Genomic DNA, 19,472 nt, shown 5'->3' on the forward strand with positions numbered 1-19,472 from the left:
ACCCCGTCCGTCCACCGCTGGTCCGCCGACCGTCCGCCGAGAAGTCGAACTCGGCCCCGAATTCTGCGAATTCTGGGGCGGAGTTCGACTTCTCGGCGGACGGCGAGCGTCAGACCCCGATCTCGGTCAGCTTCCCGCCCGCGATCCGCAGCCGCCGCTGCGTGCGCCGCGCCACCGTCGAGTCGTGGGTCACCATGATCACCGTCAGCCCCTGCTCCTTCCACAGCCCCTCGAGCAGCTCGACGATCTCGTCGCGCGTCTGCTCGTCGAGGTTGCCGGTCGGCTCGTCGGCGAGCAGGACGGTCGGGTCCTTCACCAGCGCCCGCGCGATCGCCACGCGCTGCTGCTGCCCGCCCGAGAGCTCGACCGGCAGGTGCGCGCCCCGGTCGCCGAGCCCCACGGACGCGAGCGCCGCCGCCGCGCGCTCCGCCCGCACGGAGGCAGAGACCCCCTCCGGGACGAGCGCCGTCTCGACGTTCTCCTGCGCGGTCAGCGTCGGGATGAGGTTGAACCCCTGGAACACGAACCCGATCGTGGACGCCCGCACCCCGGTCAGCTCGCGGTCGCTCATCGCGGCGAGGTCCTTGCCGTCGAGCGCGATCGTGCCCGACGACGGCCGGTCCAGCCCCCCGAGCATCTGCAGCAGGGTGGACTTGCCCCCGCCCGTGGGGCCCTGGATCGAGACGAGCTCGCCGGCGTCGATGTGCAGGTCCACGCCCGCGAGCGCGTGCACGACGCGCTTGCCCTGCGTGTAGGTCTTCGTCAGGCCGCTGATCTCGTACATGGTCGTCCGCTCCGGGGTGTCGGCAGGAAGGTCGGCAGGAAGGTCGGCGGGGATGTCGGGGATGTTGACCGGGCTGGTCGCCGGCTCGGCGGTCCGCTCCGCCGCGGCGCTCACGCGACGCTCCGCAGCGCCTCGGCGGGCCGCAGCCGGGCCGCGCGTCGTCCGCCGACGAGCCCGGCGACCAGGCCGCCGAGGATCGCGAGGCCGACGGCCGCGAGCGCCACGGTCACGCTGACGGGGGCGTGCAGGACGACGTCGACCGCGCTGGCCGCCGTCTGGCTCCCGCCGAACGGGCCGCCGCCTCCGCCGCCCGGGCCGCCGGCGCCACCGCCCCCGGTGCCCCCGGCGGGCGCGCCGCCGCCCCCGCCGCCGGGCCCGCCGAACCCGAACGAGGACCCCCCGGTCGCGCCGGAGAGCGTGATGCCGAGCGCGTCGATGATGCCGATGCCGACGAGCCCGAGGACGAGCCCGGCGACCCCGCCGAGCAGCCCCTGGACCACGGACTCCCCGGCGACCTGCCCGACGACCCGCGAGTTGCGCCAGCCGAGCGCCTTGAGCGTCCCGAGCTCGCGGGTGCGCCGGGTCACGCCGGAGACGGTGAACAGGATCGCGATGCCGAACGCCGCGGCGAGGACCAGCACGGACAGCCACAGCCCGAGCTTGGAGATCAGGTCGGACGCCGTGGACAGCGAGCCGGTGACCGACGACGCGAGGTCGGCCTGGGTGGAGACGCTCGCGTCGGGCAGGGCCGTGGTGATCGCGGCGGAGACCGCGTCGATGTCGTCGCTCGAGGCCGCCTGGACGTAGACGTCGGTGAGCTGGCCGTCGAGGTCGGCGAGGGACTGCGCGAGGGCGAGCGGGACGTAGACGTCGGAGCCGGTGGCCACGCCGTCGCCCGTCGTGGACCCGACGATGCCGACGACCTTGAGGTCCTTGCCACCCACGGTGACGGTGTCCCCGACGGCCAGGTCGGCCGTGGAGGCGTAGGCCGCGTCGAGGACGGCGACGTCCGCCGGGGCCCCGTCGGTGCCCGACGTCGAGTCGTCCGCCTCGAGCCCTCGGCCGTCGGTGACCTCGACGGTCGTCAGGGGCCCGACGGCGTCGGCGGCCGGGTCGATGCCCGTCACCGAGAAGGAGTCGACCGAGAAGGACGAGCCGCCCTGCCCGTCGGCGCCGCCCGCGGGGGCGTCGCTCGAGCCGTCGGTCCCGCCCGACGCGCCGCCCGGGCCGCCCGCTCCCCCGCCGTCGCCGCCGTCCTGCCCCTGCTGGCGCATCGCGTCGAAGTCGGGCATCTCGCCGGAGAAGGAGGTGTTGCTCAGGGTGAGGGTCCCGGTCGCGGCGGAGACGCCGTCGATCCCGGTCACGGTCTTCAGGGCGGACGCGTCGAACGACGCCGAGCCGCGCGCCACCTCGAGGCGGTCCTGGTCGAAGGAGCGCGAGGCGCCGTCGTCGCCGTCCTGGGCCGTGCCGTCGTCGGACCCGACGTCGAACCGGCCGGGACCGCCGCCGCCGGGCTCGCCGGCCTGGGTGACGGTGATGTCGGTGCCGACGCCGTAGACGGAGTCGAGGACGTCGTCCTGGGCGTCGCTGACGCCCGCGGCGGCGGCGTTGACGATCATGACGAGCGCGATGGCCACGGCCATGCCGATCGCGATGATGACGGACTGTTTGCGGCGGTTGCTCAGCTCGCGTCTGAGATAGGTGAGGAACATGCCGCGAACCTAAGGACGGGCGCTGGAGCGCGGCTGTCGCGATGCTGTGGGGAGCCTATGAGCCGGTCCCACCCCGCCGAGACGCGCCGGCACCCTCCCCGCCGAGATGTCGAATTCTGCCCCGTGATTCTTCGAATCCGGGGCCGAATTCGACGTCTCGGCGGAGGGGTGCGGGGCGGAGTACGGAGGGGCGGAGGGGCGGAGGGGTGCAGGGGTCAGGCGTCGAGCGCGAGCGCGTCCGACGACGACACCGGCGCCGCGACCGGCGTCTCCAGCAGCGTCAGCGCGCGGCGCAGCGCGGTGCTGGACGTGTGCACGGTGTACGGGAAGTAGACGACCTCGACGCCGACCTCGGCGAAGCGCTGCTCGAGGTCGACGCCCTTGGGCGTCCCGCGCCAGTCGTCGCCCTTGAAGAACCGGTCGAACGGGCGCTGCTGCCAGGTGAGCAGCTTGTCGGGCTGCGTCTCGATGAACACCTCGTCGACCAGGGCGATGTGCCGCAAGATCTCGGCGCGCTCGGCGACCGGGACCACGGGGCGGCGGCCCTTGGCGAGCTCGAGCATGTCGTCGTCGACGACCCCCGCGACGAGGTGGTCGCACCGCTCGCGGGCGTGCCGCAGGATGTTCAGGTGCCCGACGTGGAAGAGGTCCCACGCGCCGGGGGCGTATCCGACGATCATCCCGTTCCCCTCACCGCGCCTGGAGAGGCGTCCCGTCCAGGGTAGAAGGGCCCGCGCCGCCGAGGAACGCCCGCGCGGGGTGAAATGCGGCGGGACGACGGGGGTGGGACCGTGGACGCCATGGCCACAGTGACCGCCGGCGCGACGGTGTCCCTCGACGGGTTCGTCCAGGACGCCACCGGCTCCATCGCCCCCCTGTACGCGGACTTCGACGAGGTCGTGCGCTCCGGGCACCTGCGAAGGATCCAGGAGGCGACCGGCGCGGCGATCATGGGCCGGCGCACGTTCGACATGGCCGACGACCCGGACGACTACGCGGACCACTACGAGTTCCAGGTGCCGATCTTCGTCGTGACGCACGCCCCGCCCCCGGTCGAGCCGAAGCGCAACGAGCGGCTCTCGGTCACCTTCGTCACGGACGGCGTCGAGGCGGCCGTGCGCCGTGCGGCCGAGGCGGCCGGGGACAGGGACGTGCGGTTCATCGGGGGCGCGGACCTGTTCCATCAGCTGCTGGCGGCGGGGCTCGTCGACGAGCTGACCGTCGAGATCGTCCCCGTCCTGTTCGGCTCGGGCGTGCGCCTGTTCGAGGGCGACCCTCCGGCGACGCTGGAGAAGGTGAGCGTCACCGAGGTCGGCGGACGCACCTGCCTGCGCTACCGCGTCGTCCGCAATCCTGAGGCACCCGAGGAGGAGTCCCGATGACGAAGTACCTGATCTCGTTCCCGAGCGGGGCCATGGACCTGTCCGGCACCGACCTGCAGTCCGTCGCCGACGACTCGCACGCCGTGGTGCAGGAGGCGAAGGACGCGGGCGTGTGGGTGTTCGGCGGCGGCATCGACGAGAGCGTCCCGCCGGTCCGGGTCGACGGGGACGGCGCGGTGACCGAGGGGACCTACCCGCAGACGGCGCAGATCGAGGGCGGCTACGCGGTGCTGGAGGTCCCGTCGCGGGACGCCGCGCTGGTGTGGGCGGCGAAGATCGCGCACGCCTGCCGGTGCGCGCAGGAGGTCCGCCAGTTCGGGTACGACCCCGCGAGCTGACGCGCTCCAGGCGGGCCGGGCTACTCCCCGGTCGCGCCGTCCGCCAGCTCGCGCGCGACGTCGAGGTGCCCGGCATGGCGCGCGTACTCCTGCAGCACGTGGAAGCCGATCCAGGCGAGCGTCGGCGGGGTCCTTCCCTCGTCGGCGAACCGTCCGCCGACGGCGCCCCGCTCGGCGAGGTCGCGGGCGGCCAGCACCTCGCGCGTGCGCACCCCGCCCGCGTGCAGCGCGGCGAGCAGCTCGTCCCGCCCGACGTCGTCCGGCACGCGCCACCCGCTGTGCGGGTCGGCGCCGACGTTGTCGCCCCACGGCCGGTCGACCTGCTCGCCGAGGAATCCCCACACGACCCAGCGGCGCTCCATGTGCACCAGGTGGGTGAGCATCTCCAGCGGGGTCCATCCCGACGGCAGCAGGCTCGTGCGCAGCTGCTCCTCGTCCCAGGCCGTCGAGCTTGCGCTCCACGACCCCGCGGTAGAAGTCGAGGTACGCCGCGAGCTGCTCGCCGGCGTCAGAGGAGTCGAGGTGCGGCTCGTCGTCGGGCATCGCCATCCCCCGAGCCTAGAGCCCTGCGATACTGGCGAGCGTGCCTGCCACCGTCCTCGCCGTCTGCACCGGGAACGTCTGCCGGTCCCCGGCCCTGGAGCGGATGCTCCGCCGGGACCTGGACGACGTCGTCCGGGTCGTCAGCGCGGGCACGCAGGCCCGCGCGACGTCCCCGGTCGACCCGCCGATGGCCGAGCTCATGGAGGCCGACGGCCTCGTGACGAAGGGCTTCGCCGCACAGCAGCTCACCGCGCGCGTGATCGAGCGGGCGGACCTCGTGGTGACGGCGACGCGCGAGCACCGCAGCGCCGTCGTGCGCCTGGTGCCGGCCGCGGTGCGGCGCACGTTCACGCTGCTCGAGCTCGCCCGCCTGGTCGGGACCCTCGACGCCGCGGCCCTGCCCCGCGACACCGTCATGCGGGTCGCGGGCCTGCCCGCGGCGGCGAACGCCGAGCGCAGCCGCCACCTCGGCCGGCACGACGACGACCTGCCGGACCCGTTCGGCCGGCGCCCGCGCGTCTACCGCAAGGCGTACGAGCAGATCCGGGACGCCGAGGCGGCGCTCGCCGCCGTGCTGGCGACCGCCCCGGCGCACCGCAAGGGCGCCTGAGCTACCGCCGCCCGGCCCCGGCCTTTGCCCCGACCGCGGCGGCCTCGGAGACCTTCCCGAGGATCACCGCGTCGATGAGCTGGCGCGCCCACGCGAGGATCTCGGTGCCGCGCAGCGGCCGCCCGCCCAGGCGCGCGGTCTGCGGGAACGGCACGAGCACGGAGCGGATCGCGGGCTTGAGGATCGTGCCCGGGTAGAGCCGCTTGAGCCGCAGCTCGGCCGACTCGGCGAGGTCCAGGGGCCCGAACCGGATGTGCTTGCCCTGCGCGGTGACGTCGGCGAGCCCGGCGGCGCGGGCGTGGTTGCGGAAGCTCGCGACGTCGAACAGGGCCTGGACCATCTCCGGCGGGGCGCCGTAGCGGTCGGTGAGCTCGGCGCGCACCTCGGCGAGCGCGGGCTCGTCCCCGGCCACGGCGATCTTCTTGTAGGCCTCCAGGCGCAGGCGCTCGTGGGCGATGTAGCTCTCGGGGATGTGCGCGTCGACGGGCAGCTCGATGGACATCTCCGGCGCCTCGTCCTCGCCCTCCCCGCGGAACGACGCGACGGCCTCCCCCACCATCCGCACGTACAGGTCGAACCCGACGCCGGCGATGTGCCCGGACTGCTCGCCGCCGAGCAGGTTCCCGGCGCCGCGGATCTCGAGGTCCTTCATGGCGATCTGCATGCCGGCGCCGAGGTCGGTGTGCGCGGCCATGGTCGCGAGCCGGTCGTGCGCCGTCTCGGTCATCGGCTTCTCGGGCGGGTAGAGGAAGTAGGCGTAGGCGCGCTCGCGCCCGCGGCCCACGCGCCCGCGCAGCTGGTGCAGCTGGGAGAGCCCGAGCTGGTCGGAGCGCTCGAGGATCAGGGTGTTGGCGTTGGAGATGTCCAGGCCGGTCTCGATGATCGTGGTGCAGACCAGGACGTCGAGCTCCTTCTCCCAGAACGCCCGGATCACCTGGTCGAGCTGGTGCTCGTTCATCTTGCCGTGGGCCACGCCGATGCGGGCCTCGGGCACGAGGCGGTTGAGGTTCGCGGCCGCGCGCTCGATGGACTCGACCTTGTTGTGCACGTAGAACACCTGCCCCTCGCGCAGCAGCTCGCGCCGCAGGGCCGCGGCGATCTGCTTCTCCTCGTAGGCGCCGACGTAGGTGAGCACGGGGTGGCGCTCCTCCGGCGGGGTGGCGAGCGTGGACATCTCGCGGATGCCGGTGACCGCCATCTCGAGGGTGCGCGGGATGGGCGTCGCGCTCATGGCGAGCACGTCGACGTTGGTGCGCAGCTGCTTGAGCGTCTCCTTGTGCTCGACGCCGAACCGCTGCTCCTCGTCGATGATGACCAGCCCGAGGTCCTTGAACTTCACGGAGCCGGTGATGAGGCGGTGGGTGCCGATGACGACGTCGACCGTCCCGGCCCGCAGCCCGTCGATCGTCTCGCGGGACTCCTTGTCCGACTGGAACCGGGACAGCGCGCGCACGGTGACGGGGAACCCGGCGTACCGCTCGGAGAAGGTGTCCTGGTGCTGCTGGACGAGCAGCGTCGTCGGGACCAGGACGGCGACCTGCTTGCCGTCCTGGACGGCCTTGAACGCGGCGCGCAGCGCGATCTCGGTCTTGCCGTAGCCGACGTCGCCGCAGATCAGGCGGTCCATGGGGACCGTCTTCTCCATGTCGGCCTTGACCTCGTCGATGGTCACGAGCTGGTCGGGGGTCTCGATGTGCTCGAACGCGTCCTCGAGCTCGCGCTGCCACGGGGTGTCGGGCCCGAACGCGTGGCCCTGGGTCGCCATGCGCGCCGAGTACAGGCGGATCAGCTCGCTCGCGATCTCGCGCACGTGCTTGCGGGCGCGAGACTTGGTCTTCTGCCAGTCGGAGCCGCCCATCTTGTTCAGGCTCGGGGACTCGCCGCCGGTGTACTTGGTGACCTGGTCGAGCTGGTCGGTGGGGACGAAGAGCCGGTCGCCGGGCTGGCCGCGCTTGGAGGACGCGTACTCGATGACGAGGTACTCGCGGGTGGCGGCGTTCGCCCCGGCCCCGAAGGACCGCTGCACCAGCTCGACGAACCGCCCGACGCCGTGCTGCTCGTGCACCACGAAGTCGTCGGGCTTGAGCGCCAGGGGGTCGACGACGTTGCGCCGCCGCGAGGGCATCTTGCGCATGTCCCGGGTGCTGGTCCCGGCGCGACCGGTCAGGTCGGACTCGGAGAAGACGGCCAGGCGCAGCTCCGGCAGGACGTAGCCGGGCCCGACGCGGGCGGGCGTGACGAGGACGACGCCGCCCTCGGGCTCGTCGGTCAGGTGCGGCACGAGCCGCGCGGCGGTGTCCTCCGAGGAGAGCTGCTCGACCATGCGCTTGGCGGGGCCGCTGCCCTCGGTCGTCAGGACCAGGCGCCAGCCGTCGCGCTGCAGGGCGCGCACGTCGGCGAGCGCCCGGGCGACGTCGCCCCGGTAGGACTCGACCTCGCGGGCCCCGACGGTGAAGCGCGTGGTCCCCTCGGAGGTCGCGACGTCGTCGGCCGCCAGATCCTGCGCGTCCGGGTCGTCGAGGCCGAACGCGCTGAGCGTCCACCACCCGAGCCCGCGGCGCGCCGCGACCGCGCGCGTGTCGGCGAACGTGTGGAACGAGGCCGAGGAGAGGTCGATGGGCGTGGACCCGCCCGCGGCGGCGCCGGTCCAGGCGGCGGCGAGGAACTCCTCGGTGGTGGCGACGAGGTCGTGCGCGCGGCGGCGCACCTTCTCGGGCTCGTCGAGGACGAGCAGGGCGTCGTCGGGCACCAGCTCGAGCACCGGGACCATGCGGTCCACGAGCAGGGGCGCGAGGGACTCCATGCCCTCGACGGCGATGCCGGCGGCGAGCTTGTCGAGCATCTCGACGGCGCCGGGCATCTGCTCGACGAGCGCGGCGGCGCGGTCGCGGACGGCGTCGGTCAGCAGGATCTCGCGGCACGGCGGCGCCCACAGGCCGTGGTCGGCGATCTCGAGCGTGCGCTGGTCGGCGACGGAGAACCAGCGCACCTCGGAGACCTCGTCGCCCCAGAACTCGATGCGCAGCGGGTGGTCCTCGGTGGGCGGGAAGACGTCGAGGATCCCGCCGCGGACGGCGTACTCCCCGCGGCGCTCGACCATGTCGACGCGGCTGTAGGCGGCGGCGGTGAGGGCGTCGCCGACCTGCGTGAGGTCGGCCTGCTCGCCCACGTGCAGCTCGACGGGCACGAGCTCGCCGAGACCGTCGACGACCGGCTGCAGCAGCGCGCGCACGGGCATGACGAGGATGCGCACGGGCCCGGCCTGGGTGTTGTCCGGGTCGGCGTCCGGGTGCGCGAGGCGCCGGAACACCGCGATGCGCTTGGCGACGGTGTCGCTGCGCGGCGAGAGCCGCTCGTGCGGCAGGGTCTCCCAGCTCGGCAGGACGGCGACGTCGTCGTACCGCTCGTCGGGCAGGTAGGCGCGCACGTTCGCGGCGAGCTCGTCGGCCTCGCGGCCCGTCGCGGTGACGACGACGAGCGGGCGGCCCGCGCCGGCGACATCCGTCCGCACCGCGCCCGAGAGGGCGGTCAGCAGCGGCGGCCGGATCCCGGCCGGTCCGACGACGTCCACCTCGCCGCGCGCACGCACGTGCCCGACGGCGGCGCTCGCCCCGGGGTCGGCGAGGAGGGCGGGCAGGAGTCCGGTGAGGTTCATCCGAGGGGTCCTTCGCGGTGGGTCGACGCGGGCCGCACAGCACGGCGGGCCCGATCCGAGACCGGACCGGGCTGCAAGCGGATCTCAGCCTACGCCGCCGTCCCGGATCCCACGGTGGCCTTACGGCGGGCGTGACGTTGCGCGGAACCGCCGACCGGCCTCGAGTACGGGCCGGGAGTCACTGCGTCGCCAGTTGCACGAGTCAAGATGAATCCCTGGATCGGTGCCTGTACCGCCCGTACGTTCGCCGCGGCCTGGGCGAGCTCTCGACGGTCGACACGACCACTACCCACGACCATGAGGATTCCGCCCGCCTCCTTGGCAATGATCGCGGCGTCCGTCACAGGAACCAGCGGCGGACAATCGAGGACCACGCGCTCGAACCGTTGCCCGAGCTCGCCGAGCAGCTCAGCGAATGCGGGCGAAGCGAGCAGCTCTGCCGGGTTCGGTGGCAGCTCGCCTGCCACGATCACCTGGAGCCCCGTCGGACCCCAAGACTGCGTCACTGCCGCCGACGTCGCGCCTCCGATAAGAACGGTACTCAGCCCGACGGTGGAGTCGAGACCGAGATAGCGGCCGATCGACGGGCGCCGCAGATCAAGTTCGACGAGACATGTCGAGAGGCCGCCCGCCGCAAAGGTCAGTGCGAGGTTGATCGCGCTGAAGCTCTTCCCCTCGCCCGCGATCGCTGACGTCAGTGCGAACGTCTTGTGTGCTCGGCCGACCTCGACGTAGTTGAGGTTCGTCTGGATCTGGAGGAAGGACTCCTGGAGCATCGGGTTTCCCGACACCAGCAGCGGTCCGACGTCTTCGCGGCGCGACGGTAGGTTCGTACGACGAACGCGTGCAGTCAACCCGATCCGAGGCGCCTCGAGGATCTCTTCGGCCGTCTCCGGGCCGCGCACCTTCGTGTCCAGGCCCTCTCGTGCCGCGACAGCCAACGAGGCCATGACCAGGCCGAGCATCGCACCCAGGACCGTCCACAGCTTCGTGTTCGGCGACGCCGGCACGGTCGGTGACTCGGCTTCTCGAATGGTGTCCAGAGTGAGTGCCGAACCGCCGTCCGGAAGCTTCGGGCCGAGATCCTCCGTCACTCCGCTCAGGCTCTGTGCTACAGCGTTCGCAATGTCCGCGGCCTCGTCGGGCGACCGGGACGCCGAGACGATCGACACGATGCTCGTATCGGTCACGGTCGAGACGGTCAGACTCTTTGCCAACGTGTCAGCGGTCTCATCCAGACCGAGATCGTCGATCACAGGATCGAGGACCACGGGCCGGGTCGCCAGGGCACTGATCGAGAGGATCTGGCTCTGCGAGTAGGCGTTGCCCTGAACGACGTCGGTCGCGGTAGCACCCAGGTTCGAGACGGCAAGAAGCTCGCTGCGCGCCTTATAGGTAGGCGTCACGATCTGCGTCAGCACCAGAGCGACCGCGGTCCCGAGGATCAAGCCGCCGAGGACCACGATCCAGTTGCGCCGGAGGACGGATAGAAACTCCCCTGCAGACACTGCCCCTCCAGTCCGTCGCGCACTGCTCAGGGACAGGTGGCCCCCCGAGGTCTCAGAGTATTACGAGCCCGCGTCGACTCCCGTACGAGACGGGGCTCGTGGGAGGGCCGAAGTGTTTTCACCCCGCCGGCCCCTACATGCCTCGGGCGAGCGCAGGTAGGTTCCCCGTATGCCCAAGAAAGCGCTGATCACCGGGATCACAGGTCAAGACGGCTCCTACCTCGCGGAGCTCCTCCTCGACAAGGGCTACGAGGTCCACGGGATCATCAGGCGCTCCTCGTCGTTCAACACGGCGCGTATCGACCACCTCTACCAAGATCAGCACGACGAGGGTACGCGCCTCTTCCTGCACTACGGCGACCTGACCGATGCCACCCGCCTGGTGACGCTCCTGGAGAACGTGCGGCCCGACGAGGTCTACAACCTGGCGGCCCAGTCCCACGTCCGGGTGTCGTTCGACGAGCCCGATTTCACCGGTCTGACCACCGGGCTGGGGTCCACGCGACTGTTGGAGGCGATCCGCACGACCTCGCTGGAGACCCGGTACTACCAGGCAAGCTCCTCCGAGATGTTCGGGGCCACACCTCCGCCGCAGGACGAGTCCACACCGTTCTATCCCCGCTCGCCGTATGGCGCTGCCAAGGTCTACGCCTACTGGATGACTCGCAACTACCGTGAGGCCTACGACATGTTCGCGGTCAACGGGATCCTCTTCAACCACGAGTCCCCGCGCCGCGGCGAGACCTTCGTGACACGCAAGATCTCAGTTGCTGCCGCACGTATCGCTGCAGGCCTGCAGGACAAGCTGTACATGGGAAACCTCGATGCCGTGCGCGACTGGGGCTACGCGAAGGAGTACGTCGAAGGCATGTGGCGCATGCTCCAGGCGGACGAACCGAGCGACTACGTCCTCGCGACGGGAACGGCGCACTCCGTGCGCGACTTCCTTCGCTTCACTTTCGAGCGCGCCGGTCTCGACTGGCAGGACCACGTCGTCTTCGATGACCGTTACCTGCGGCCCACCGAGGTCGACGCGCTCATCGGTGATGCCGGAAAGGCTCAGCGAGAGCTTGGTTGGAAGGCGCAGGTTCATGCCCCCGAGCTCGCCGACATCATGTTCGACGCCGAAGTCCAACGCCTCGCCTCATGAGCATGCTCGACGGCGCCAGGATATTGATCGTCGGGATCAACTACTCTCCTGAATCGACCGGAATCGCGCCGTATACAACGGCCACGGCACAGGCACTCACGAGTGCGGGCGCCGAGGTCACGGTGGTTACAGGCATCCCTCACTACCCTCGCTGGAAGGTCAGCGATCCGCGATATCTCGCGCATCGGACGATGCTCGAGCACATCGACGGCGTCCGGGTGCTACGCGTCCGGCACCATGTGCCGTCAACGCCGCATCTCCTCGGCCGCGCCCGGATGGAGCTCAGCTTCTTCCTAGGTGCAGTACGGGCGATCCGTTCGTGCTCGACATCGTTCGACGCCGTCATCGCGGTCACGCCATCGATCTCCGGTGCGGCCGCTGCCCTCGTCGCGCCTGCGCGACGCGGTCGTGGGGTCGTCGTCCAGGACCTCACCGGCGTCGGCGCGGCGGAGAGCGGAGCGGCCGGAGCAACTGTTGCTCGGCTCATCGCGAGAGCCGAACAGCGAGTGCTGAAGAGCTATGACCTCGTCGGTGTTATCGCACCGAGGTTCGGTGACGTTCTCAGTTCCTCCGAGCTGCCCCTCGACCGAATCGTTCAGGTTCCGAACTTCACCCACATCACTCCTAATCCAATCTCCCGCACGGAGGCCCGTGTCGCCCTCGGTTGGCCGACCGATGCGTTCACGGTCGTCCACACCGGAAACATGGGCATGAAGCAGGGCCTCGAGAGCGTCATCGACGCTGCACGCGATGCCCACCACCGCGGCGTGCCCGTGCGGTTCGTGCTCGTCGGCGACGGAAACCAAGGCCCACAGCTGGCGCAGCTTGCCGCAGGGATCCCGACGTCACACCTCGAGCTGGTCCCGCCCCTGTCCGAGGACCGTTACCCGTTGGCCCTAGCCGCCAGTGACGCGCTGCTGCTCAACGAGCGCGCCGGTGTCCGCGAGATGTGCCTTCCCAGCAAGCTGACGTCCTACGTGGCCGCGTCGAGACCGATCGTGGCGGCGGTCGAGGTCGACGGCATCTCCGGTCGGACACTTTCAGGCGCGCGTGCCGCCGCTATCTGCTCTCCGAGCGACCCCGGTGCGCTCCTCGATACCGTCCGAGCGCTGGTCATGAACACCGCACGCCAGGACGAACTCACCACCAATGCTGCGCACTACGGCGCAGCGCACTATTCAGCGCACTCAGCAACCTTGCGCTACCAGGCATTCGCCGAACGTCTCCTCGATGACCGCCCCGACGCAATGGATGAGAACGATGGATGAGATCAACCGATCGGACGGCTTCTACGTAGCGGGCCACCGCGGCCTTGTCGGATCCGCAGTGTGGCGACACCTTCAGTCCGAGGGATTTTCACGTCTGATCGGTCGCTCGTCGTCCGAGCTCGACCTTCGCGACCGCGCACAGGTCGAATCATTCTTCGATCGAGAGCGCCCGAAGACTGTCCTGGTCGCAGCCGCCCGCGTCGGTGGGATCCTGGCGAACAGTACTTATCCGTTGGACTTTCTCAGCGACAACCTGCGCATCCAGGTGAATCTGATCGACATGGCGCTCAAGTTCGGGGCCGAGCGGCTGCTCTTCCTGGGATCGAGCTGCATCTACCCGCGCCTGGCACCACAACCGATCCGCGAGGACGCGCTGCTCACCGGGCCACTCGAAGAGACCAACGACGCCTATGCGATCGCCAAGATTGCGGGCGTGCTCCAAGTACAGGCCGCCCGTCGCCAACACGGGGCCCGATACATCTCGGCGATGCCGACGAACCTGTACGGCCCGGGGGACAACTTCGACCCAACGATGTCGCACGTCCTGCCTGCGATGATCCGCCGTTTCGACCGGGCGAGCACCTCGGAGGCCCCGAAAGTAACTTGCTGGGGTACGGGGCGCCCGCGGCGCGAGTTCCTGCACGTGGACGACCTGGCGGCGGCCTGCCTGTTCCTCCTGGAGAACTACGACGAACCCGAGCCGGTGAACGTGGGGTGGGGCGAAGACCTCTCTATCGCAGAGCTGGCAACCCTCGTCGCTGACGTCACGGGATATCGGGGCGAGATCCTCTGGGACCCGAGCAAGCCGGACGGCACACCTCAGAAGATGCTCGACACGAGTCGCCTCACCCAGCTCGGTTGGACCCCTCAGATCAGGCTGCGGAACGGGCTCGAGTCGACCTATCGCTGGTTCCAGGATTCTCCAGCCCGATAACGCTCGGCGGCGCATTCTTCCGTTCGCCGAGCCACCACAGCGAGGCGAGCATCACGATGAGGATGCCACTCGCAGCGAGCAAGGAGCCACGTAACAGGATGATCGAATATGCCGGGAGCGTGGCCGCCGCGACCGCGAGGACAGATCCCGACGCCAGCGCTTCGGGGACGCGCCGATCGATCGCCCTGATGAGGTAGCCGAGGCCAAGAAGCACAATGAGAGCGGCGACGAGACCACCATTGACGACCGCCTCGGCCCAGATCGGTGCGGAGAGATTCTGGAAAGTGTAGCCGCGGTACTCAGCGAGGAGGACCCCAGTGCCCACCGGCTTGCCCGGCCAGATCGAGCGCGGCACCCAGAAGAACACGACACCGAGCAGCTGACGCCCCCAGGTCGGCCCGTAGTGGCCGACGTAGGAGATTGAGTTCGCGATCTGCCAGAAGCCGTCGTAGTCGGAGTTGCCGGCGTACTCGGTGAAGAAGCCTTGGCGCTCCACCGTTGGCGACAAGGACCTTCGAAAGGCATCAGCAAGTGGGAACACCAGCAGGAATCCCGCGAGCAGCACCGCGAATGTTGTTCGTGTCCTTGCTCGGGTCCCCATCCCTCCGCCGTAGACCAGTGCCGCATAAAGAACCGTCCCCGAGGTGAACCTGGCACCACTGACGGGGTTGACGACGACGAGGACTGCACACATCGAGATCAGCCCTAGCAGGAGATATCCGCGTCGCGAAGCGGCGGGCCTCCCCTGTCGCAACAGGAAAAACCCTCCCGCAGCAACGAGCAACGGCACCCAGGCGAGTGAGGAGACCACTGCCGCGAGGGACTCGTCCGCGAAGATCGCTGCACGCGCGTCCTGACGTGCATCGCGAGCCTCGAAGAACGACCCGATCCCGAGGGACCCGACGTAGTAGATCCAGACGGTAAGCCCAGCTCCGGCCAAGATGAACGTCCTGGCTCTGCCCGGCGGCCGGCCATGAAGTCGGCGGTCCGACGCTGGCTCGGCACGACGCCGACGGATGCCGGCAAGGACTCCCCCGAGCTCGAACACGATCAGTGAGCTACCCACCAGGAGCGCCGTGATCCAGTCGAGTGCAGGTGAGACGCCTGCCGTCGTTGGTGAGAGATCGTACGTGCGAATCTGGATCGTCGGCGCGATCCCCATGAAGATGTAGCAGAAGAGCCAAAACATGAAAGCGAACGGCGTCGCGCTCCCACGTCCCAAGATCATCGCCAGGCGAAACCCTGACCAGACGATGATTGCCGACGTCACCGCCCAGGCTCCCGACCGTCCGGAGTCCTCAGTCGACGCGATCGCCAACAGCGGCACGACACCCGAGAGCAGCACCAGGCTTGTCATGGTCCAGCCGAATCGAGCTCCAAGTGTCGGGCGCGGCTTTCGCGTGATCTGGGCAGCGCTCACTGCGCGCCGCCTGGCCGTGATGTCGCTCGGCGCACCTGGACGACACCGATAAGCGCGCCCACGAAGCTTGCTGCGGCCAGACCGCCGGCGACTGCGGCACCGGTGCCGAGCGTGGCGGCGCCGGCACAACCGAGCCCAACGGAGAGGACCGCAGCGACGATCTTCTGCGTCAAGAGCGGCCCAGCAGCGCGGCGCACTCGAAGGATCAACGAGGCTGCGGTTCCGACTGCCAGGAAGACATACTGCACCGTCGTGAACGGAATGACGCCGCGAGTCAGATCCCATGTTTCCCCGAGCAGCTCCTCGCCCCATGCACCGGGAAGAACCAGCAGTACTGCACCAACCAGCACCGAAGCGATCACCAGAGCAACGGCTACTTTCGCACCCGTACGCCTGTCATTTCCACGGGGTTCGCGAAGGACCGTCGGGGTCATCGCGATATTGACGAAGGCACTGAGCGAGTTGAGCGGCCCCATGAGTGTGCTTGCCCCACGAAGTGCGGCGGCTACCTGCGGTCCAGCAATCGCAAGAGAGGCCGAAGCGACGACGACCGAAGACCCGAGCGATACGAGTGTGCCCACCGCCATCGAACCCGCGACGGCGTCACGCGCCTTCATGCCGGAGGCGCCGTCGCGCATCGACGGGCGGATACGGAGGCAGGCCGCACCGACAAGCAGAGCCGCGACGATTGCACCCACCCAGAGTACGAGCACCTCGGTCGTCGACTCGAGGGGAAGCACGAATCCCGCCGCGAGAACGACGAGCCAGGTGATGTCGGACGACAACGCGACCTGCGGCCGGCCGACGGCCACGCCCGCGAAGCGCACGAGATCCTGAGCACACATCATCGGTAGCGCGACAGCCACTACCACCGAGATCGTTGGCACCCTACCGCCGGAGAGCAGCAACCCACCGAGGCCGGAAACGACAGCCAGTGGTAGCGCAAGCACGATGACACTTCCCAGCACCTCTTTAGCGAGCCGCCGGGCACGCTCGACGTCATGAGTCATGGTGAGCCGCGTCCCGAGATAAGAACGGCACACGCCCAGCAGCAGTACGGCGAGCGAGTAGTTCACGGAGAAGTACCCGAACTCCGTCGACGGGAGCGTTCGCGCAACGAGCAGTACGGCAAGCACGTTGGAGAGGCTCGAGGCTCCCTGATCGGCTAGAGACAGGACGAGCCGTCCCCGCCGACGACCCGAGGGAACGGCGGGATCGAGTTCAGCGGTCACGCTTCGCCGTCGGCATCGATTTCGGGAAAGCGCGGCACTGTCGCCCCGCTCGGCGGGCTCTTGACGATGACCCCGGGCGCTACGTGGCGACTGATGACGTTCCCGGGCGCCACCACAGCTGACCTACCGATCTCGACACCGCCGAGCACGATGCAACGAGTAGTGATCCAAGCGCCGGCCCGGACGGTGACCGGGCCGGTCACCACGCGCATGTCTGAACGCACATCGTGGCTGCCGGTCGTGATGAACGACTCCTGAGAAACAACGACGTCGTGTTCAATGAGCACCTTGTCGCGATTGCTGATCCACACGCCTTCGCCGATCCAGCAGTCGTTCCCGATCTCCAGATTCCATGGAAATCGAACACGCGTTCGAGGCCGAAAGACCACTCGTTCGCCGATTCGCGCACCGAATGCCCTCAAGGCCGCGACACGGACGCGCGAGCTGAGCTGCAGGCTGTTGGTGACGAACACACGCTCCGTAAGCAGCCACAGGAGCCTCACGGTCAGCGGCCGGCCAGGACCGAGCTCTGGCGGGGGGACGTCGCGGAGCGGCACGACAGAGATCTCATCGCTCATGGCGCGTCGCCTCCGATGGCTTGTGCATATTCGTGCTCGAGTGCCTCGACGACGGCCTCGATCGAGAACTCCCGCTCGGCGAGCTCGACCGCTGCGTCCGTCGCCTTTGCCCGATCTTGAAGAAGGTCCGTCACGGCCTCGGCGTAGTCGCCAGGCGCCTGGTCGACTACTCGGGCGCCGGCGGAGCCGCTGAGTCGACCGACCAGCCCCGAGGTGGAATCGACGACGACCGGCGTTCCGACCGACAACGCCTCCAGCACGACCATCGGGAACTGGTCGTCGTGGCTCGGGAGGACCAGCACCTGGGCCTGGCGAAGGCGCCTGAGCACGGAACCGGGCTCGATAGCACCGTCATACCGGATGGGCGCCCCCGCCCGAATCGCGGCCTTCACCATGTCGAGGTCCCCACCATCGGGACCGACCACGACGCACTCACAGCCGACATCGGCGTCGCGGAGCAACTTGGCCATATCGATAAACCGCTCGACGTGCTTCCGCGGATGGATCCGTGCGAGGAAGAGCACCTCAGGGCGATCCTCGGCCGTGTGCTCGGCAGCGCCTTGCACCGCAACGCCGTTCCCGATCTGCGCGCGGCGCAGTCCGGGGGAGATCCGGGCGATCGCCCGGGCATCACGATCTGTCAGAACGAGAGCCGACGAGGCCCTCTCCAGCACGGGCCGTGTCACGAACCTGTCATAGAGGGCCAGGGCTCGACCACCAACGGAGTTCAGCATCCCGTGTGCCTGGATCACGTAAGGCCGCTGGGTTCCAGCCAGACGCCGCGCCGTTATGCCCACAGCGAAGTCCCTCGCCATATGGACGTGGACGACATCGCTCGCGGCTGCTCGGCGCATGACCTCGCGCGACATTGCGGGCGAGAACAACGCTCCGAACGAGCGCGATGGCCGCCAGGATCGCACGGGGACGTACTCGAACTGATCGTCAGGTTCAGGCCGCCAGCTGCCATCACCTCCGGCGACCAGAGTCACGTCATGGTGCGCTGCGAGTCCTCGTGCTTGCGCCAGCGCAACGCTTGCCGGGCCCCCATAGGCTCCGTCGGCACTCAGGTAGGCGATAACGTGAAGAATCTTCATGCGTCTGCTCGAAGCATCCGGAACCACCGCGGAAGCATCGCACAGCTGATGACGATCCGCGCACACGCGAGAAGGGTGTACACGACAACCCAAGCGTTCATCGATCCCATGGCCAGGAAGGAGAGACAGAACACGCCGTAGTCGACACTCAGGAGGATCGTCGCCCGTACCGTCGACGGTGGCCGGATCTCCTTGCCGGGCCCGCTCAGGAGGTCTGCAAGGATTCCGCCGGCAAAGCTCGTGACCGCCAAGAGCTGAAAGATCAAGGGAACCAGAAGCAGCGAGGCATCCACATCTGCTCGAAACCAGGCGACGAGCACCCCCGAGTGCACGGCGACCGTCTTCGCAGCGTCGATGACGTGATCAAGCCACTCCCCCGACTTCGAGGACTTCCCTGAGAGTCTGGCCACCTGGCCGTCGGACGAGTCAAGGACGAACCCGAGCGCGAGAAGGAACCACGCGAGAACACCGATCCACCATGACGGCATAGCGAGTGCGACAACAAGTACCCCCGCACCGGTCACGACTGCCGACGCGATCGAGACCTGGTTCGGGCTCGCACCGATCACGTGGGCCCCGGCCGCGAAGTACCGCCCGAGCGGGCGGTTGACCCACCTCGAGTAGAACGACACTCCGCGTGCCGACTTCTGGGCTCCGGAAAGCTCAGTCAATGCCTCAGCGAAGGGCGACACCGGGCGCTCCGTTCTCAGTTGTAGTCGTTGCCTGCCACGGCCCACGAGGGGGGGGTCAACGACGACCCTATCCGTCGCTGAGGGGCAGCCAGATCACGCAATCCTTCGAACGGAACTGCGCTGCGTTTGAGCCGAGCGAGACTTCACCGTCGCCCGCCTTCCCGGACGACAGCACCTTGCCGTCGGCGTCGGAGACGACCCATGCGCAGCCGTCTCCCGGATTGACAGAATCGTAGGTGCCGACGCCGATATCGGTCCCGACCTTCCACGTGCCGTCGACGACACCGCCGCGAGCCTCAGCCAGCGCGGGCGCCTCTTCCGGGCAAAGGTAGGGGATCGCCTTGTCTGCCGCACCGATCTCGTCGCTCTCCAGAGCCTTGACCAACGCGCCCTCATCGAGCTGTCCGACGTAGTTCGCCCGGTCGCACGCTTCCTGGCCGAGCTCCAGGAGCGCGGCGTCGAGCGTCGACCCGTCTGCGACGGCATCGACATATCGATCCTCCGCTTTCGTGCGGGTCGGAGCCGTCGCATTGCCCTTGGCGTCGTTCGGTGCTTGCGGCGCTTCGGTCACC

General features: G+C 69.3%; 18 protein-coding genes. 6 read left to right on the forward strand and 12 right to left on the reverse strand.

The features are described 5' to 3' along the window. Window positions 1-109: 109 nt before the first annotated feature. The 3 genes from EDF32_RS02825 to EDF32_RS02835 form a co-directional block, all read right to left on the reverse strand. On the reverse strand, window positions 110-784 hold the full coding sequence (locus EDF32_RS02825) for an ABC transporter ATP-binding protein (protein ID WP_123307243.1): 675 nt from the start codon (window positions 782-784) through the stop codon (window positions 110-112). 110 nt (window positions 785-894) lie between these two features. Further along, window positions 895-2,496: an ABC transporter permease gene (locus EDF32_RS02830; protein ID WP_123306996.1), complete on the reverse strand. Its 1,602-nt coding sequence runs from the start codon at window positions 2,494-2,496 to the stop codon at window positions 895-897. A gap of 215 nt (window positions 2,497-2,711) precedes the next feature. Then, window positions 2,712-3,176, reverse strand: a complete 465-nt coding sequence (locus EDF32_RS02835; protein ID WP_123306997.1) for an adenylyltransferase/cytidyltransferase family protein — start codon at window positions 3,174-3,176, stop codon at window positions 2,712-2,714. A gap of 120 nt (window positions 3,177-3,296) precedes the next feature. Here EDF32_RS02835 and EDF32_RS02840 point away from each other — a divergent pair, with 120 nt between their 5' ends. Further along, a complete protein-coding gene (locus tag EDF32_RS02840) occupies window positions 3,297-3,878 on the forward strand; it encodes a dihydrofolate reductase family protein (protein WP_123307244.1) in 582 nt (193 codons plus the stop codon). Further along, window positions 3,875-4,216, forward strand: coding sequence for a YciI family protein (locus EDF32_RS02845; RefSeq protein WP_123306998.1), 342 nt, complete (start codon window positions 3,875-3,877; stop codon window positions 4,214-4,216). Before EDF32_RS02840 ends, EDF32_RS02845 begins: the two co-directional genes overlap by 4 nt. Window positions 4,217-4,236: 20 nt before the next feature. On the opposite strand, the gene EDF32_RS02850 is transcribed toward EDF32_RS02845, so the two are convergent. After that, window positions 4,237-4,599 carry a DUF664 domain-containing protein gene (locus tag EDF32_RS02850; protein WP_233565649.1) on the reverse strand — a complete coding sequence of 121 codons (363 nt, stop codon included), beginning with the start codon at window positions 4,597-4,599 and terminating at the stop codon, window positions 4,237-4,239. Between the two features lie 200 nt (window positions 4,600-4,799). Between EDF32_RS02850 and EDF32_RS02855 the strand changes: the two genes are divergently transcribed. After that, complete coding sequence (locus EDF32_RS02855; protein ID WP_255414237.1) at window positions 4,800-5,369, forward strand: low molecular weight phosphatase family protein; 570 nt, start codon at window positions 4,800-4,802, stop codon at window positions 5,367-5,369. Between the two features lies 1 nt (window position 5,370). On the opposite strand, the gene mfd is transcribed toward EDF32_RS02855, so the two are convergent. Both mfd and EDF32_RS02865 read right to left on the reverse strand, forming a co-directional pair. After that, complete coding sequence (gene mfd / locus EDF32_RS02860; protein ID WP_123307000.1) at window positions 5,371-9,024, reverse strand: transcription-repair coupling factor; 3,654 nt, start codon at window positions 9,022-9,024, stop codon at window positions 5,371-5,373. Between the two features lie 89 nt (window positions 9,025-9,113). After that, window positions 9,114-10,532: a polysaccharide biosynthesis tyrosine autokinase gene (locus tag EDF32_RS02865; protein WP_123307001.1), complete on the reverse strand. Its 1,419-nt coding sequence runs from the start codon at window positions 10,530-10,532 to the stop codon at window positions 9,114-9,116. A gap of 169 nt (window positions 10,533-10,701) precedes the next feature. Between EDF32_RS02865 and gmd the strand changes: the two genes are divergently transcribed. Genes gmd through EDF32_RS02880 form a run of 3 tightly spaced genes read left to right on the forward strand, consistent with a single transcriptional unit; the run spans window position 10,702 to window position 13,884 of the window. Beyond that, a complete protein-coding gene (gene gmd / locus EDF32_RS02870) occupies window positions 10,702-11,682 on the forward strand; it encodes a GDP-mannose 4,6-dehydratase (RefSeq protein ID WP_123307002.1) in 981 nt (326 codons plus the stop codon). Next, on the forward strand, window positions 11,679-12,950 hold the full coding sequence (locus EDF32_RS02875) for a glycosyltransferase family 4 protein (RefSeq protein WP_123307003.1): 1,272 nt from the start codon (window positions 11,679-11,681) through the stop codon (window positions 12,948-12,950). Before gmd ends, EDF32_RS02875 begins: the two co-directional genes overlap by 4 nt. After that, on the forward strand, window positions 12,943-13,884 hold the full coding sequence (locus tag EDF32_RS02880; protein WP_123307004.1) for a GDP-L-fucose synthase: 942 nt from the start codon (window positions 12,943-12,945) through the stop codon (window positions 13,882-13,884). The genes EDF32_RS02875 and EDF32_RS02880 overlap by 8 nt, the downstream gene beginning before the upstream one ends. On the opposite strand, the gene EDF32_RS02885 is transcribed toward EDF32_RS02880, so the two are convergent. The 6 genes from EDF32_RS02885 to EDF32_RS02910 form a co-directional block, all read right to left on the reverse strand. Continuing rightward, the gene (locus EDF32_RS02885; RefSeq protein WP_148061554.1) at window positions 13,823-15,304 is read right to left on the reverse strand and encodes a hypothetical protein; all 1,482 of its coding nucleotides are present in this window, start codon (window positions 15,302-15,304) and stop codon (window positions 13,823-13,825) included. The two genes, EDF32_RS02880 and EDF32_RS02885, sit on opposite strands and share 62 nt — an antisense overlap. After that, window positions 15,301-16,536 (reverse strand): hypothetical protein, encoded by a 1,236-nt coding sequence (locus tag EDF32_RS02890; RefSeq protein WP_148061555.1) that lies wholly within the window; start codon window positions 16,534-16,536, stop codon window positions 15,301-15,303. The genes EDF32_RS02885 and EDF32_RS02890 overlap by 4 nt, the downstream gene beginning before the upstream one ends. Then, a complete protein-coding gene (locus EDF32_RS02895; protein ID WP_123307007.1) occupies window positions 16,533-17,114 on the reverse strand; it encodes an acetyltransferase in 582 nt (193 codons plus the stop codon). Before EDF32_RS02895 ends, EDF32_RS02890 begins: the two co-directional genes overlap by 4 nt. Further along, window positions 17,111-18,208, reverse strand: coding sequence for a glycosyltransferase (locus EDF32_RS02900; RefSeq protein WP_123307008.1), 1,098 nt, complete (start codon window positions 18,206-18,208; stop codon window positions 17,111-17,113). The genes EDF32_RS02895 and EDF32_RS02900 overlap by 4 nt, the downstream gene beginning before the upstream one ends. Further along, window positions 18,205-18,879 (reverse strand): CDP-alcohol phosphatidyltransferase family protein, encoded by a 675-nt coding sequence (locus tag EDF32_RS02905; protein ID WP_199734800.1) that lies wholly within the window; start codon window positions 18,877-18,879, stop codon window positions 18,205-18,207. Before EDF32_RS02905 ends, EDF32_RS02900 begins: the two co-directional genes overlap by 4 nt. A gap of 88 nt (window positions 18,880-18,967) precedes the next feature. Further along, window positions 18,968-19,471: a hypothetical protein gene (locus tag EDF32_RS02910; protein WP_123307010.1), complete on the reverse strand. Its 504-nt coding sequence runs from the start codon at window positions 19,469-19,471 to the stop codon at window positions 18,968-18,970. Window position 19,472 lies beyond the last annotated feature (1 nt).

It is taken from the genome of Cellulomonas sp. PhB143, from assembly GCF_003752595.1.
Classification (GTDB): domain Bacteria; phylum Actinomycetota; class Actinomycetes; order Actinomycetales; family Cellulomonadaceae; genus Paraoerskovia.